Below are 15,657 nucleotides of genomic sequence, written 5' to 3' on the forward strand. Positions count from 1 at the left end.
TCAGGTGCTCAATGCGGTTTTTTCTCTTTTATTGACCTTTAACAGGAGCAGAAACTGCATCCCGAAGCTGACGGTGGCCAGCAGTAAATGCAGCGGCTGAAGAAACGCAGGAACGGCAAAAGTCGCCATGCCCACCCCAGTTAAAATAGTGCCCAAAATTAGCACGATTAGCGCGATTGGAAAACTTTTCAGACCAGTTGTTTTGCGCAAATTCACGATCAGGATGACATGCAACAGGAGCACCACCCATGAGAACGACCGGTGGATGATGAACTCGCCCTGGATCGCCTGGATCCATTCTGCACGGGCTGCCAGCTCCGCCACACGATCGATCGCCTCACGCACCTGCGTCCCCAGCAGCACCTGCACGAGCAGCGCGGCCATGCATACGATCAGCAGCCAGAAACCGAGCGGAGTATAAAAGGCGGTATTGCGTTCATCGCTTTCATCAACAAGGTATACCAGCAACGCCACGATGACCAGGGCCAGGAACATGTGCACCGTGATCGTCCACGGTGTGAGGTTGGTGGACACCACGAACGAGCCGATCCATCCCTGAAACCCTACCAGCACGAAGGTAGTCAGTGCCACAAGCGTGAGCTTTCGTTCGGTATTCCAGAATTTGAGCGAGGCAATGAACAGCGCAAAGATCATAAACCCGATCACCACGCCCACAAGACGGTTGATGTATTCGATCCAGGTTTTGGTAGGATTGAAGTCGGCCTCTTCCAGCACCGATTTGTCGTGCAGGATCTTGTCTGCCGTCTCACGCAGCCCCATCACCCGAAGGTATTTGGCGAAGCGCTGGTTCTTCTTCTCGCGGTAGTTGGAGTAAAAGGCCTTGTAATTCTCGGGGAGCTCAGAAACAGACGTTGGAGGCACCCAGTTCCCAAAACACCTGGGCCAATCAGGGCAACCCATGCCTGACCCCGTGCTCCGAACGACGCCTCCAACGAGTATTAAAATATAAACCGCTACGAGTGTTGAAAGGCTGAGCTTATAAAAAGCCCTGCGTTTTTTCATCAATGCTTTCCTTCAACAATGATCGCTCCGTGTCCGTTTGATGTCTCCAGCTTGATCAGCTCATTCTCATGCGGCAGATTAGATTCCGGAGTTTCTGAATACGGTATGGTTTGAGGGATGAAATCATCTTTTGCCCCTGGCTTGCTGTAATCGTAAGGCCAACGGTAAACAGAAGGAATTTCGCCCGGCCAGTTACCGTGCTGAGGATTACGCGGTGTAGTCCACTCAAGTGTTGTTGCATTCCAGGGGTTGGCCGGAGCCAGGCGACCGCGGAACATGCTGTAGAAGAAGTTGAACAGGAAGATGAACTGCGCGCTGAGGGTTACGATGGCGGCAATGCTCACCAGCATGTTCAGGTCTGCGAAACCACTGAAGGTCTCGAAGTTGGTCCATGAGTAATACCTTCTGGGGAATCCGGCGATACCAATGTAGTGCATCGGGAAGAACACGAGGTATACACCGATGAACGTACACCAGAAGTGCAGGTAGCCAAGCTTGGCATTCATCATACGGCCGAACATTTTCGGGAACCAGTGATAGATACCGGCCAGCATACCGAAGAACGACGCGCTACCCATTACAAGGTGGAAGTGAGCTACCACGAAGTAAGTGTCGTGCAGCTGAATGTCGATCGCAGAGTTACCCAGGAAGATACCTGTAATACCACCGGTAAGGAAGAATGATACCAGACCGATGGAGAACAGCATGCCTGGCGTAAACCGTATGTTACCTTTCCAGAGTGTCGTTACATAGTTGAAGATCTTCACCGCCGAAGGCACCGCAATGATGAGTGTGAGCAGCATGAAGATTGAACCGAGGAACGGATTCATACCTGTCACGAACATGTGGTGAGCCCACACGATGAACGACAGGATAGCGATGAACAGCATGGAGCCGATCATGGCCTTGTATCCGAAGATAGGCTTGCGTGAGTTGGTGGCAATGATCTCGGAAGAGATACCCAGCGCCGGCAACAACACGATGTATACTTCAGGGTGACCGAGGAACCAGAACAAGTGCTGGAACAGGATCGGGCTACCACCCGTATGCGGAAGCGCCTCGCCCCCGATGAAGATATCAGACAAATAGAAGCTTGTACCGAAGCTCCTGTCGAAGATCAGCAGCAGTGCTGCAGAGAACAACACAGGGAACGACAGCACACCGATGATCGCGGTAAAGAAGAACGCCCAGATCGTGAGCGGCAGCCTGGTGAAAGACATGCCATGGGTTCTCATGTTGATCACCGTAGTGATGTAGTTGATGCTACCCAGCAGCGAGCTTACAATGAACAACGCCATGGATACCAGCCAGAGGGTCATACCCATGCCGGAACCTTTGATGGCCTGCGGAAGCGCGCTCAGCGGAGGATAAACAGTCCAGCCACCGGCAGCAGGGCCGGTCTCCAGGAAGAACGACACCAGCATTACCATGCTCGACAGGAAGAAGAACCAGTATGACAGCATGTTGAGGAAACCGGATGCCATATCGCGGGCACCTACCTGCAACGGAATAAGGAAGTTCGAGAATGTTCCGCTCAGGCCGGCAGTAAGCACGAAGAACACCATGATGGTACCGTGCATGGTTACCAGCGCGAGATAGAACTCAGGATCGAGTTTACCTTCAGGCGTGATCCAGCCACCGAGAATGGGTTTCAGCCACTCCAGGTTCATGTCAGGGAAACCGAGCTGCAGACGGAAGATCACGGAAAGTGTACCGCCCACCAGCGCCCAGAAGATACCTGTGATCAGGAATTGCTTGGCAATGGTCTTGTGATCCTGACTGAAAATATAGGTTGTCCAGAAATTGCCTTCGTGATGTTCATCATGACTGTGGTCGTCGTGATGGTGAACGTCATGCTGGATGTGAATATCTGTTGTTGCCATGTCTTAAATTCCTTTTAATCTTATTTTCCTATCTCTGCTACCGTTGCACCGGGGTCTTTCTGCATTCCGGATTTGATCATTGCTGCTTCCTGAAGCGCTGCAGGCACTTTCTTCAGGTAGTCAGGATTCTGCTTCAACCAAGCTTCCTGACCCTTCTTCCACTGCTCGTAAGCTTCAGGCTCATCCACTACCACCGGCATTCTCATAGAAAAGTGGCCGCGGCCGCAGATCTCTGCACAGGCGAGCTCGTAGTTGAAGCTGGGGTTACCCAATTCATCACGCATCTCCTGGGTTGTTTTGGTTGCTGTGAACTTGAACAGTGTTGTCATGCCGGGAACGGCGTCCATCTTCACCCTGAAGTGAGGGAGGTATACGCTGTGAAGCACGTCCTTGGCACGGATGCGCAGCAGCACTTCTTTTCCTTTGGGGATATGAAGCTCCAGCGATTTGAAATCGTCGAAAGTATTCTTGTCAGTGAGGTCCAGTCCGAACTCGTTGACGGCATCGATCAGCCTGAAGTTGTAGCCACCAAGCTTGTTGTCTTTTACGCCGGGATAACGGGCGGTCCATGCAAACTGCTGGGCTACGAGCTCGATCACCTCAGCTTGTTCAGAAGCCGGCGCTGTAATGTCGTTCCATGCTCTTAAACCGGTAAAGATCAATACAGCCAATACAATGGCAGGGATGATGGTCCAGGCCAGCTCGAGGTAATGGTTATCAGGATAGAACTTTGCCTTGCGGCCTTCTTTGTAGCGGTACTGGTAGATGAACACGAACATGATGATGCTGATGATGCTGAAAGCTACCACCGTTACCCCCATGGTGATCCAGAAAAGTGTGTCTGTCCAGGCGCCGTGCACAGAAGCGATCGGCAACGTATAGTCTTCAAAATATTCGAAAGAGTACCAGAAAAATACACCGAGGCTAACCACCATGAAAATGATAAACAACGCGGCATTCAGGCTATTGGAAGAATCTGACCTTTCTTCATCGGTCTTCGTGCCTTTGGCGATGGTTACAAGGTTGCTGACTCTGAAGATCAGATAAAGAATGATCAGAACCAGAATTACACCTAAACCAATAATCAAACTCATCATAATATTACTTTATCCGTTAAATGTGGTGATTTAGACTCTCCTGTAACATCGGGTGGTTCTTGCCAACCAACGGTACTTTTGCCAGGTTGCTCAATGCTACGAGCAGGAACACAGCCAGGAATACGAGGGCCAATCCGATTTCAAGGAAGCCCAGGCCGCCGTTCTGCTGCATAACCCCAGGTGTCACCATTTGGAAGAAGTCGAACCAGTGACCAACGATCACGATGGGGCAAACCAGCTTCAGTGTAGACAACTGACGTTTTGCATCCCTTGTCATCAGCAACAGGAAAGGCAATACGAAGTTCAGGATCAGGGTCGCATAGAAGATCCAGCTGTAAGGACTGGTAGTCATGCGCTCTATGAAGTATACAGTTTCTTCGGGAATGTTGGCATAATAGATCAGGAGGAACTGTCCGAACCAGATGTACGTCCAGAAGATCGAGAATGCGAACACGAATTTACCGAGATCGTGCAGGTGGTTGGAGTTCACCACTTTCAGGTAACCTGCATCCTTGAGGAATGCGCAGATCAGCGTGATGGTGGCCAGGCCGGTTACCCACCAGCTTGCAAACACATACCATCCGAACATGGTGCTGAACCAGTGTGTGTCAATGCTCATCACCCAATCCCACGCAGCAATTGAAGAGCTTACGGCGAAGAAGATGAGGAACCAGGTAGAGATCACCCTGTTCTTGTACCAGTATGAAGTAGAGTTCTCGAGGTCTTCGGCCAGCATGTTCTTTTTGATCATGGTGAAGAACCAGTACCACATGCTGAAGAACAGCACCATTCTGAAAATGTAGAAGATCGGGAATCCGCCTGCATGACCAGGCCAGAAGAAGAACGGCGCTTTTTTATTGATCAGTGGATCGTATTCCGCGCTGTTCGCATCATAAAGATCGTGGTGAGTCCAGTGGAAGATATCATGACCTGTAGTGAAGTAGAGAACGATCATGAGGATGCCCGCGATCGGGATCCAGTTACCCATGGCCAGCGGCACCCTGAGCACACCGGCAGACCAGCCTGCCTGTGCGGCATATTGAATGGCTACGAAGAACAGGCCGATGATGCCCAGTCCTGTGAAGAACACGTTATTCATCCAAAGAGACGAGAACAGTCTTTCTTTCCAACCCTTTGTATGATGGCCCTCTCCTGCTTCAGCAGCAGCGGCATGATGCTCTTCCTGGTCTCCTGCCGCAGCCTTCTCTGTGCTGGCTACCAGGTTCTCAGTTTTGATCATACCGTGTCCTTCACCATGGCCGGCCTCTTCGTGATGTCCGCCGCTTCTCATGGCCAGGATCAACCCCAGGACAAATAAAGCCACCCCTACACCAAGAAGAATAAAGAGCTTATTCCTGGTTTCAGGCCTGAATATGTATTGTTCGTCTGCAACTTGTAAATGAGCCATTGTTGTTTTCGTTATCGTTGTCCCCCGCCCTCTTCAGACGCGGGTTCGTTCATTCGTTAGTGGATTTTATTTCTGTAAGGTCTTCACGTATTTGGCGATCTTCCAGCGGTCTTCCGGGCTGATCTGTGAGCCGTGGGGCCACATCAGGTTTTTACCGTAGGTGATCACGTGGAAGATATGTCCTTCAGTGATCTTCTTCAATGCGTCAGACTTGTAGTTCGGAACACCGTTGTAGTTACCTTTCTTCGTGCCATCCACTTCCACACCTTCAGCAACTTTTCCGTTGCCTTCGCCTTTCGGTCCGTGGCAGTGGTCGCAATACATTTCATACAGCGCCTTTCCTGCGGCTACCACTTCGGCCGTTGAGTCCAGGGGATTCTTCAGCCTGCTGGCAAGACGCAATCCAGTTGAATCGTTGGGAAGACGGTAAGGAAGCCATCCCTGCGCGTTCCGTTTTACGGTATTGGGCGCAGGCTCGCGCATGTTCATGCGATGAGGGTTGAACCTGTTCGAGTTATAATATTCGGCATGACCCTCTCCTCCTTCCACGGAAGTAGGGTAGTCGATGGAAGTTACCCAGCGGCCGGCATCCTCGTCTGTGATCTGTGAGTACGGTTCGTAAGCCACGGAGTGATACATGTTGGGTGCATACTCGGTACCCTGATCGTCACCACCTGCACCGCATGAACTCAGCAGGACTGCCGCTGAAACTCCTGTTATCAAGCTTTTTACTAAGCGCATATCTTTATAGCTCCTGTGTAATTATTCGAAAGATTTAGTGTTCACTTCAGAGGCGCCCGCTTCTTTCAGCAGACGGCTGATCTCGTCCTTGCTTTTACCTCCATTCGCATCGGTATCGATCGCCATCACGTGCTTATCTTCCGTGCTGCGAAGGTCGAACTGACGGGGTGAGCCATAAGGTTTCATATCGCTCACGATCATGAAGGTAGCCACCATACCGAGGGCAGACAGCAGTACCGTCATCTCGAAGGTAACAGGGATAAAGGGAGGCAGTGACACAAAGTTCTTACCACCGATGATCATGGGCCAGTCATAACCGAGCATCCAGATCTGCATGGTCAACGCCAAAGTTGTTCCGGTCAGGCCGAACAGGAAAGCTGCGATCGGCAAACGGGTTCTCTTATACCCCAGCGCCTCGTCAAGGCCGTGCACCGGGAAGGGTGAATATACTTCGTGTATTTTTACGCCGCCTGACCTCACTTTTTTCACTGCGGCCAGCAGCACATCTTCATCCTCGAAAACCCCCACCAGAAAATTCTTGTTAACGTCCATCTTATTGAGTTATGAATGTTATCGATCCGTATTAATGTTTGTTTGCGCTTTCTTCCACCAGCTCGCCATGCGCCACCGCTTTCTTCTCTGAAGTTGCCTTCAGAATGCTCTTCACCTCAGCAATGTTGATCACCGGGAAGAACTTGGCGAACAGCAGGAATGCGGTGAAGAAAAGTCCGAAGGTGAAAAGGTATTCACCGATATCGTACATGGTGGGATGGAACATCGTCCAGCTGGAAGGAATGTAATCCCTGTGCAGCGACGTAACGATGATCACGAAGCGCTCGAACCACATACCGATGTTCACGATGATCGACAGCACGAACGTGGCCACGATGCTCGTTCTGATCTTCTTGATCCAGAACAGCTGCGGAGAGATCACGTTACAGGTCATCATAGACCAGTATGACCAGGCATAAGGACCTTGCACGCGGTTATAGAAGGCATATCCTTCATATTCAACACCTGAGTACCAGGAGATGAAGAGCTCCGTGATGTAAGCGATACCTACGATCGAACCGGTAACGATGATGATGATGTTCATCAGTTCGATGTGGTAGATGGTAATGTAATCTTCCAGTTTGAATACAGCGCGGGTGATGAGCAGCAGCGTTAACACCATGGCGAAACCGGAGAAGATCGCACCCGCAACGAAGTACGGCGGGAAGATGGTTGTGTGCCAGCCAGGGATCACGGAGGTAGCGAAGTCCATGGATACGATTGTGTGAACCGACAACACCAGCGGCGTTGAAAGACCTGCCAGGATCAGGGCCACAGATTCATATCTTGCCCAGGTTTTAGCACCACCTGACCAGCCGAAGCTCAGTGCATTATAGATGGTAGCGCGGATCTTGTTGCCTTGCATGAGTGCCCTGTTGCGGATGGTAGCGAAGTCAGGGATCAGACCCATGTACCAGAACACCAGCGATACGGTGAAGTAAGTCGAGATCGCGAACACGTCCCACAACAGCGGTGAGTTGAAGTTCGCCCACAGTGAGCCCCAGGTATTAGGAAGGGGCAGACACCAGTAGAATCCCAGCCAGAGGCGGCCCATGTGCATGAGCGGGAAAGTAGCGGCACAGATAACGGCAAAGATCGTCATCGCTTCAGCAGCGCGGTTGATCGACATCCTCCAGCGCTGACGGAACAGCAAAAGGATCGCGGAGATCAGCGTACCGGCGTGACCGATACCCACCCACCACACGAAGTTTGTGATGTCCCAAGCCCAGCCTACCGTTTTGTTAAGACCCCACATCCCTACGCCATGCCAAAGCAGCATGCACACACAGTAGAATCCGTAAGCGAATACCACCAGGGAGATCGCCATCGCCATCCACCAGAGCTTGGTGGGTGCGCCCTCTACCTGCCGACTGATATCATGGGATACGTCCTTTACGGTTTTACCACCGGTAATCAAAGGTTCACGTATTGCCGAAGTTACTTGCATTGTTATTTTTAAGCGTTATCCGTTATTAAATCGATTCTTTCTTAAGCTTTAACTTCTTCCTTGTTCCTCACCTTGGTCAGGTAGAAGATATTAGGACGTACGTTGATCTCTTCCAGCACAGCGTAAGCGCGCGGGTTGTCCGCTTCCTTATCGTTGATGTGCGGCCTGTTCGGATCAAGCGGTCTGATCTTCAGCAATTTCGAGATCCGGCTGTTCGGGTTGTTCATGTCACCGAAAACAATCGCGCCAGTAGAGCATGATGCCTGGCACGCGGTTACTACTTCGCCGTCTTCGAGCGGCCTTCTCTCCTTCTTCGCGTTAAGCTTGCCCAACTGGATGCGCTGTACGCAGAATGAACATTTCTCCATTACACCGCGTGAACGAACGGTCACATCGGGGTTCAGCACCATTTTGCCGAGGTCTGTGTTCATCGCTGTGTTCACGTTCTCGAACTGGCGGTTATCGTGATACTTGAACCAGTTGAAGCGTCTTACTTTATAAGGACAGTTGTTAGCGCAATAACGTGTACCGATGCAGCGGTTGTAGGTCATCTGGTTGAGACCTTCTGTGCTGTGGGTTGTGGCCGCAACAGGACATACTGTCTCACAGGGAGCGTTGTTACAATGCTGGCACAACATCGGCTGGAATACAACCTCCGGGTTATCGGCGGCTTCTTCGAGTCCTTTCCAGTCATCGATAGAGGCTGAGCTGCTGTAGTAGCGGTCGATGCGCAACCAGTGCATTTCGCGACGGTTGATCACCTCTTCACGGCCTACCAGTGCCACGTTGTTCTCTACGTTACAAGCCACCACGCAGGCAGCGCATCCCGTACAGGTATTGAGGTCGATGGCCATACCCCAATGGTGGTTGTTGTAGTCGTGGTTCTTCCAGATGGAAAGTTTTTCAGGGTCAGATTTGTGCGACTCCTCTTTCCAGGTATGGATCTCAGGCTTGTATTTCTTTTTCTGGTAGCTGTCGTCTTTGTATTCGGCGAGGCTGGTTTCCTGGATCACGGTAGCACGGCCCATGTACGTGTTATGAGTCTGGGTCTGCGCGATCTGGTACGTATCACCGGTGATCTGGAAGTCAACGTTCACCGCGCTGTAGCTCAGTGAATTGTTGATGCTGGCGATGAGCGGGTAAGCGTTCACGCCGATTCCGTCAGCTACTTTTCCGGCTTTCGTCCGGCCATAGCCTACCGCAATGCCGATCGTTCCCTGTGCCTGGCCGGGCTGAACGAGTACAGGTACTCTTACTTCCTTGCCGTTGGCCTTGATGGTTGCGTATTTTGAAATGCTTTCAGAGAATGAGATGCCGGCAGCGTCTTTGGGAGAAACGGTTACATAGTGATCCCACACGGCTTTGGTAACAGGCTCAGGCAGCTCCTGCAGCAGCGGGTTGTTGGCTTGTGAGCCATTGCCTACGGTTCCGTTCTCGTAGATCACCAGCTCCATGCCACCGCTCTTGTAGTTGTTCGCGATTGCATTGGCGGCGTTGCCTACGTTGGCGCCAAAGGTTACTGAACCACCTTCAACAGGCAGCTCATAAACGCCATCGTACAGGCACTTATCCCAGAACGATTGGAAATCGATCGTCTGGTTTTTGAAGAACCAGTTTCTCCAGTTCTCTTTTACAAATTCGAAGTAGTCTGTATCAGCCGCACCTGCCCAGGTCAGGAAGCTTTCCTGTGCTGCACGCGACTTGAAGATCGGCGTGATGGCAGGTTGTGAAAGGCTGTAGTGATTTTTCTTAGGCTCGGCATCATTCCATGATTCGAGGTAGTGATGATCGGGCGCCAGGAAGTTGACCAGCGTACCGGTCTCTTCTTCTTTATAAGAGGTTGCTACTGACAGTGAAACGTTCTTCAGTGCAGCGGCGATCTTTTCTCCTTGCGGATGATCGTATACAGGGTTGGCATTGTAGAAGATCACACCATCGATCTTTCCACCTTCTAGCTCGGTTACAAAGCTGGTCATGGCCTCGTCGTTACCTTGCCTGAAGTTTACAGGAAGGCCGGGAAGGATGGTTGTGCCATAGCTTCCGAGCATATCGTTGATGGCGTTTACTACCACCTGAACGGCTCTGTCGTTAGAGCCTGCTACCACGAGCGCTTTTCCGCGGTTCTCCCACAGTTCGTCAGCGGCGCGTGACAGGTTAGGCTTCTCCATACCACCGCTCACCGTAGCGCGGCCTGCTTTGGCAGCGATCAGGTTATACAATTGAACGGCAACCGCACCTTCTTCTGAAGGTTTGATCTGTGTTCTGTAGTCAGCATTGGCACCAGTGATGGTCATGATCGACTCGAACTGGTAGTGACGGGACATGTCGCGTTTCTCTTCGCTTACTTCCCTGCTTTTACCGTACTGTTTGGTATTCTCGATAGACGATCCCCAGCTGTTGAGGAAATCGGCGGCAATGCTCACGATGGTGTTTGCCTTGCTGAAGTCGTACGAAGGGATCATGGCGGTGCCGAATGACTCTTCGTTGGCTTTCAACATGCCGTAGTGCGATGTCTGATCGTACTGGATGTGCTGGGTGGTGGGATATTTGGCTTTGAATTTCTCGATCACCGCCTTGGTGCTGGGGCTCAGCACCGTGTTGCTCACGATCCTAATCTGGCCACCTTTACCTGCGATCTCGCTGAGTTTTGCTATAACCTGAGTATCGAGGTCTTTCCAGTCTATTTTCTTTCCACCGGCTTTGGGGCCGCGGAGCCTGTCGTTGTCGTATAATGAAAGAACGGAAGCCTCAACCTGTGCGCTGGTGCCTCCTTTCGTAACGTTTGAAAGTGCGTTGCCATCAACCTTGATCGGACGGCCTTCGCGGGTCTTCACTACAATGCTGCAATAGTCGCCACCATTGATGTATGTGGAAGCATAATAGTTGGCGATGCTGGGATCGATGTCTACGGGCTTGTTCACATAAGGAATAGCCTTGCGGATCGGCGCTTCACAGGCAGCCAGTGAAACGGCAGCCATACCAAATCCCATCATCTTCAGGAAATCCCTGCGTGAGTGACCAGGGTCTTCTTCATCCACCGGAGGCGCAGGGGCAAATTCGTGATGAGCGTGTTTTACAAACTCGGGATTGTTTGCCAGCTGCTCGATGCCTTTCCAGTATATCTTCTTAGATTCTTCCATAAATCATTTATCGCGATGCGTGATCGTAATTATTTCAGATTAATAGTGACACTTTGAACATTCCAACCCGCCGATATTCTCCACCTTCATATTTCCTTTGGACTTCGCATTGTGCAGCTCTACAAGCTTGTCATAGTAGGCATTGCCTTTTGTATTGACATCCGTTTTGCGGTGACAGTCGATACACCAGCCCATGGTCAGCAGGGAGTGCTGGCGGACTACATCCATTTCCTGAACGGGGCCGTGGCAGGTCTGGCATTCAACGCCGGCTACGTTCACGTGCTGGGCGTGGTTGAAGTATGCCAGGTCAGGGAGGTTGTGGATCCTTACCCATTCGATAGGCCTGTTCTCATTATAAGCTCTTACAATTTTGGCGATCTCTCCTTCTCCTGTGGTTGTTCCTGATTTGATCTGGTTGTGACAGTTCATACAGATGTTCACAGAAGGGATGGTTGCGCTCTTGCCTTTCATTACACCTACGTGGCAGTATTTGCAGTCGATCTCGTACTGACCGGCGTGGATCTTATGAGAGAAAGCGATGGGTTGTTTCGGTGCGTAGCCTTGCTGGATGCCAACAGAGTACAATCCGTTGATCACTGCCTTGAAGCCGAGGGCGCCTACCAGGAACGCTACCACGAAGATGAATCCGCGGCTGCTGGCGATGGTACCTGCTGTAATGGGTGAGTGAACAACTTCTTTTTCTTCTTCCGTCAGTGCTTTCTGATCGAGGAAACGTTTCAGGGATGAAACAAGGAAGGCTAAAATGACAACAAGCAGGATCAGGATCACGATCATGCCTACGAGCAGAACATTTAAATATGTAGCAGGAACACCTTCTTCCTTAGGACCGTCAACTACTTTTTGCTTTTGACCAGGCTGCTCTCCAGGACCTTTGATCGTCTCGTCCTGAATGTAGGCCAGAACGTTCATGATGTCCTGATCTTTGAAGCTCGAGAACGACGTCATCGTCGTCTTGTTGTACTCGTTGAAGAGGTTAACGGCGTAAGCGTCACCGCTGGCAATCACTGCAGATGAGTTCTTGACGAATGATTTGATCCAGTCAATAGACGGAGCTCTGTCATAAACGCCGGCCAGTGCAGGGCCTACTAATTTCTGATGAACTCTGTGGCAAGCTTTACAGTTTGAATCAAAAATCTGTTTCCCGGCTGAGATCGCAGCAGGTTCCTTGGGGATTTCCTGAGAATAAGCGGAGAAACTAACGGAGATTAATGTAAAAACGAATAAGAAGATCTTGCACGTGGAGTGTAGATAGTTTTTTATCATGATAAGGCTAGTGTCCGTTTCCAAAACAAGTGGCACAAATCTACTATTGGAACTCATTTTTTCAAATTTATTTACAGTTCTGCACAATATTTTATCAGTATTTTAATGCTGTTTCGCAGGCTTTTATGTCCGGCGGCGAAAGGTAAGGACAGATTGCGAAGATGGACGGAAAAAGTTTAATTTAGAATCATTTTAAATTGTTTATGACCGCTTTTGAATATGTTATCGTTCTCATTTCGATCATCCTCGGGCTTGGAATCACCACGATCCTGACTGGTGTTGCCGAGATGATCAAACATACACGTCTGTCTGCCTTGTATGCTCCTTATATTATATGGATAGCGCTGGTGTTCGTGATCTACATCCAGGAATGGTGGGTGACGTATGAGCTGAAAGCCGTACAGACCTGGACGTTGCATAAGTTTCTCGCCATACTGATCTATCCCATAAGCCTTTACATACTCGCGCACCTGCTCTTTCCCACCGGCGTTTCGCGCGAATTCACCTCCAGGGAGTTCTATCTTCACAACTATCCGAAGCTCTTCATTGCTGTGATCATCCTTGATATCCAGAGCATTATTCACAACCTCGCGTTCAGCGGCCTGGCACTCCAGACACAGATCCCTCACCTGGCAGTGCTCATCATCTTATCAACTATGATAACCACCAAAACCAAAAAGACCTGGGTGCATACTGCCGTCGCCCTGGTGTTGCTGGTGATACTCGTTATCAGCCTTGCGATTGAAAAACGCGTGATCTATTGACCGGTGCGGGGGCTTGCATAGAAATGACTGTAGGAATAGTTGATCTCGAGCACAACATTCCTTGTTTGGGTAAATGATGACCCCGCAATAAAAATGGGTAGCGTTGCCTGCTCGGGGTGCTCAACATTGAAGACCCGAACGATGCCGTAAATGCCAAGGGCTCTCATAATGATGCCTATATTTTCTTCGCTCGCTTCAATAAAATCTCCGATCGGAACAGGCTTATTTACTTTTTTACTGAGCTGGTTGCGGATATCCGCGGTAACGGGGCCTGTGAGGTTGATCCCCGCAGCATCCGCAATGGCCTGGATCAGGCAATTGTTCTGTCTGTATATGATGGCGAAAAAGTGTTGCAAATACAAAGTCAGTGCATCCACCAACCCCTGACCTGGTGCCGGCACAGGAACCTGCGCACGGCCAAAAACAAAGGCGTGATCGATCCCGCTTTTCTCCCATTTCGCCAGCTCATTTACATCCTTTCCCCTTGCCAGCAATTCCTCATTGGTCTCTTTTCTCTCCGGGGGCGGAAGCGCGTGCGCGCTGGTACCGCTCCAGTTGGCCGGTACTACAAAATGATCCGCCGTCTGAATACCTCTTCCCTTTTTAAAGTTTGTCGCTACGCCAGGTGCCACAAGCTTCAGTTTATCCGTACCCTTCCTTAATCTCTTCCAGTTTTGCTTTGACCCCTTCTGCATATAGAAGTCTCCGCTGGCCATCGTGTTGGGTTCTTCTTTTGAAAGCATTTCCATGTCCTCCATGATGCCGTTCACCTGCTTATTGATCGTTGGCGTTGACTTGCCTGGCGATGTGTGAACATTAACCTGTCTTACGTTCAGGTAAGGGTTATGCCTCCTGTGCCGCAGGTTTTGATGTTTTTTAGCATACGCTTCAGCCTCCTCTGCATCGCCCGTATGTTTATAGGCTGGGCGTAGGTTAGGACCGGCGGGAATAGGTATATCCCAATAACTTGTAGGACGGGCCTGCTTCATTTCAGGATCGCCATTCTCCTGCGCGGCCTGCTTGCCAAATGACAGCGTTTGAGAATATGGCATGGAGCTGTTGGTAGCGGGATCGATGAATGACAGTTCTGGCTGGAAATGAACACTGCCTGTATTAAAGGCCAAAGAATAGGATTCTTTATAAGTGCCCGATTCATATTGAGGACCAGGATGTATTTTGTACTGATCGTCCACCCCGATGGCATCCATATCCTGGATCAGCAGGTCTGGCCTCGTTACCTCCTGCATGGAAGCCACGTCAGGCTGAAACCTGCTCATCAATGATGCCTCCTGCCCTGCCTTGGTGGTCCTGTCTTTTGTACGTTCGCCGTACTTCTCAACATTATGGGTTGAGAACGAAAAATTGACGTGTTCCTTCATTGGCACCGGAGCTGGTTCCACAGCTTTATCATCTTCCATTTTTTCCGAAGCATTCCAGTGATCGCGGATCATTCGAATGATGGTTAGCATCTCATCATCTTCTGTGATATCGATTTCCCCGGTATCGTTGACGCCCTTCTCAAACCGGCTCCATGCTTTCAGTCCCACGACTCCAACAATATCACAATAGGCGATATACCAGGCCCCTCCCAGCGCATCTCTCCTGGTATTTAACCAGAGGCTGGTGTATTTTTGCACGCTTCCGGAACGTTTGTGCTTGCGGGTAAAAACACCCTGGATTATTCCGGCGGTGTCGGCAAATCCAGGAGTTGATTGTATCGCAGGCGAATAAGACCGAGCTTCCTGAATGTCAGCGCCGGCCAGTTTTGCGCCCATCCGGTCTGCTTCATCCTCAAGCTTTTGCTCATCATTCACAGGCAGTGATTGCACATAGCCCGTTGGCTTCACCCTTCCCTGCTTTTGCTGGATCACGTGACTCAGCTCGTGTGGCAGATGTTTTTCCTGACCTGCAGCCAAATGAATCTCCGATCCCCTGGCATAGGCATGCGCTTGCAACCTTGAGGGTGCCTCTGAATTGTAGTTAACCCTCACATCGCTCAGGTCAATGCCGGAAAAATGCTCAGCGGCTGATTTCAGTGCGTCAGGTATTCCCGTATTATTCTGTTTCTCCGGCGCACGATGCTGAAATACAACTTGAGAACGGTTATCATGGATCCCAAAGTTTTCCAATGAGGCCCCTCCTTTGAGCGGAGCCACGCCGGCCGGTCTGGCCTTTTCAAAAGAACGTTGAAGATAAGCGCACATCTGGCTGATTGGTTTGTGCTGAAGTTGCATGAAACCACGTGTAACTGCCAGTTTTTTGATTGAATGGGATAAATTTTTAGCGGATGAATTGATTTATCAAGCAGGGCCGGTGTA

Annotated in this window: 11 protein-coding genes; 1 reads left to right on the plus strand and 10 read right to left on the minus strand. The window is 50.5% G+C overall.

The window, feature by feature from the left end; genetic code table 11:
- From KK083_RS11510 to KK083_RS11550, 9 genes are all read right to left on the minus strand, one after another.
- Positions 1–1,023 (minus strand): COX15/CtaA family protein, encoded by a 1,023-nt coding sequence (locus KK083_RS11510; RefSeq protein ID WP_254163376.1) that lies wholly within the window; start codon positions 1,021–1,023, stop codon positions 1–3.
- Positions 1,023–2,906, minus strand: a complete 1,884-nt coding sequence (locus KK083_RS11515; protein ID WP_254163377.1) for a cytochrome c oxidase subunit I — start codon at positions 2,904–2,906, stop codon at positions 1,023–1,025. Before KK083_RS11515 ends, KK083_RS11510 begins: the two co-directional genes overlap by 1 nt.
- A 20-nt stretch (positions 2,907–2,926) precedes the next feature.
- Positions 2,927–4,003: a cytochrome c oxidase subunit II gene (locus KK083_RS11520; RefSeq protein WP_254163378.1), complete on the minus strand. Its 1,077-nt coding sequence runs from the start codon at positions 4,001–4,003 to the stop codon at positions 2,927–2,929.
- 16 nt (positions 4,004–4,019) lie between these two features.
- On the minus strand, positions 4,020–5,411 hold the full coding sequence (locus tag KK083_RS11525) for a quinol:cytochrome C oxidoreductase (RefSeq protein WP_254163379.1): 1,392 nt from the start codon (positions 5,409–5,411) through the stop codon (positions 4,020–4,022).
- Positions 5,412–5,477: 66 nt separating this feature from the next.
- Positions 5,478–6,134, minus strand: a complete 657-nt coding sequence (locus KK083_RS11530; protein ID WP_317195224.1) for a c-type cytochrome — start codon at positions 6,132–6,134, stop codon at positions 5,478–5,480.
- 39 nt (positions 6,135–6,173) lie between these two features.
- Positions 6,174–6,704 carry a DUF3341 domain-containing protein gene (locus tag KK083_RS11535; protein ID WP_254163381.1) on the minus strand — a complete coding sequence of 177 codons (531 nt, stop codon included), beginning with the start codon at positions 6,702–6,704 and terminating at the stop codon, positions 6,174–6,176.
- 31 nt (positions 6,705–6,735) lie between these two features.
- On the minus strand, positions 6,736–8,151 hold the full coding sequence (gene nrfD, locus KK083_RS11540) for an NrfD/PsrC family molybdoenzyme membrane anchor subunit (protein ID WP_254163382.1): 1,416 nt from the start codon (positions 8,149–8,151) through the stop codon (positions 6,736–6,738).
- A gap of 41 nt (positions 8,152–8,192) precedes the next feature.
- Positions 8,193–11,291, minus strand: coding sequence for a TAT-variant-translocated molybdopterin oxidoreductase (locus tag KK083_RS11545; protein ID WP_254163383.1), 3,099 nt, complete (start codon positions 11,289–11,291; stop codon positions 8,193–8,195).
- A 39-nt stretch (positions 11,292–11,330) separates the two neighbouring features.
- Complete coding sequence (locus KK083_RS11550) at positions 11,331–12,542, minus strand: c-type cytochrome (RefSeq protein WP_438834722.1); 1,212 nt, start codon at positions 12,540–12,542, stop codon at positions 11,331–11,333.
- 236 nt (positions 12,543–12,778) lie between these two features.
- Here KK083_RS11550 and KK083_RS11555 point away from each other — a divergent pair, with 236 nt between their 5' ends.
- On the plus strand, positions 12,779–13,339 hold the full coding sequence (locus tag KK083_RS11555) for a hypothetical protein (RefSeq protein ID WP_254163385.1): 561 nt from the start codon (positions 12,779–12,781) through the stop codon (positions 13,337–13,339).
- Here the strand turns inward: KK083_RS11555 and KK083_RS11560 are convergent.
- The gene (locus KK083_RS11560) at positions 13,333–15,543 is read right to left on the minus strand and encodes an eCIS core domain-containing protein (RefSeq protein ID WP_254163386.1); all 2,211 of its coding nucleotides are present in this window, start codon (positions 15,541–15,543) and stop codon (positions 13,333–13,335) included. The two genes, KK083_RS11555 and KK083_RS11560, sit on opposite strands and share 7 nt — an antisense overlap.
- Positions 15,544–15,657: the final 114 nt, after the last annotated feature.

This window comes from Chryseosolibacter histidinae, assembly GCF_018598225.1.
Lineage (GTDB): Bacteria > Bacteroidota > Bacteroidia > Cytophagales > Cyclobacteriaceae > Chryseosolibacter > Chryseosolibacter histidini.

What these genes read in the sequence shown, in the direction of transcription:
- KK083_RS11510 (WP_254163376.1), bottom strand. Translation starts at nt 1,023, where the DNA reads ATGAAAAAACGCAGGGCTTTTTATAAGCTCAGCCTTTCAACACTCGTA.
- KK083_RS11515 (WP_254163377.1), bottom strand. Translation starts at nt 2,906, where the DNA reads ATGGCAACAACAGATATTCACATCCAGCATGACGTTCACCATCACGAC.
- KK083_RS11520 (WP_254163378.1), bottom strand. Translation starts at nt 4,003, where the DNA reads ATGATGAGTTTGATTATTGGTTTAGGTGTAATTCTGGTTCTGATCATT.
- KK083_RS11545 (WP_254163383.1), bottom strand. Translation starts at nt 11,291, where the DNA reads ATGGAAGAATCTAAGAAGATATACTGGAAAGGCATCGAGCAGCTGGCA.
- KK083_RS11535 (WP_254163381.1), bottom strand. Translation starts at nt 6,704, where the DNA reads ATGGACGTTAACAAGAATTTTCTGGTGGGGGTTTTCGAGGATGAAGAT.
- KK083_RS11560 (WP_254163386.1), bottom strand. Translation starts at nt 15,543, where the DNA reads ATGTGCGCTTATCTTCAACGTTCTTTTGAAAAGGCCAGACCGGCCGGC.
- KK083_RS11525 (WP_254163379.1), bottom strand. Translation starts at nt 5,411, where the DNA reads ATGGCTCATTTACAAGTTGCAGACGAACAATACATATTCAGGCCTGAA.
- nrfD (WP_254163382.1), bottom strand. Translation starts at nt 8,151, where the DNA reads ATGCAAGTAACTTCGGCAATACGTGAACCTTTGATTACCGGTGGTAAA.
- KK083_RS11555 (WP_254163385.1), top strand. Translation starts at nt 12,779, where the DNA reads ATGACCGCTTTTGAATATGTTATCGTTCTCATTTCGATCATCCTCGGG.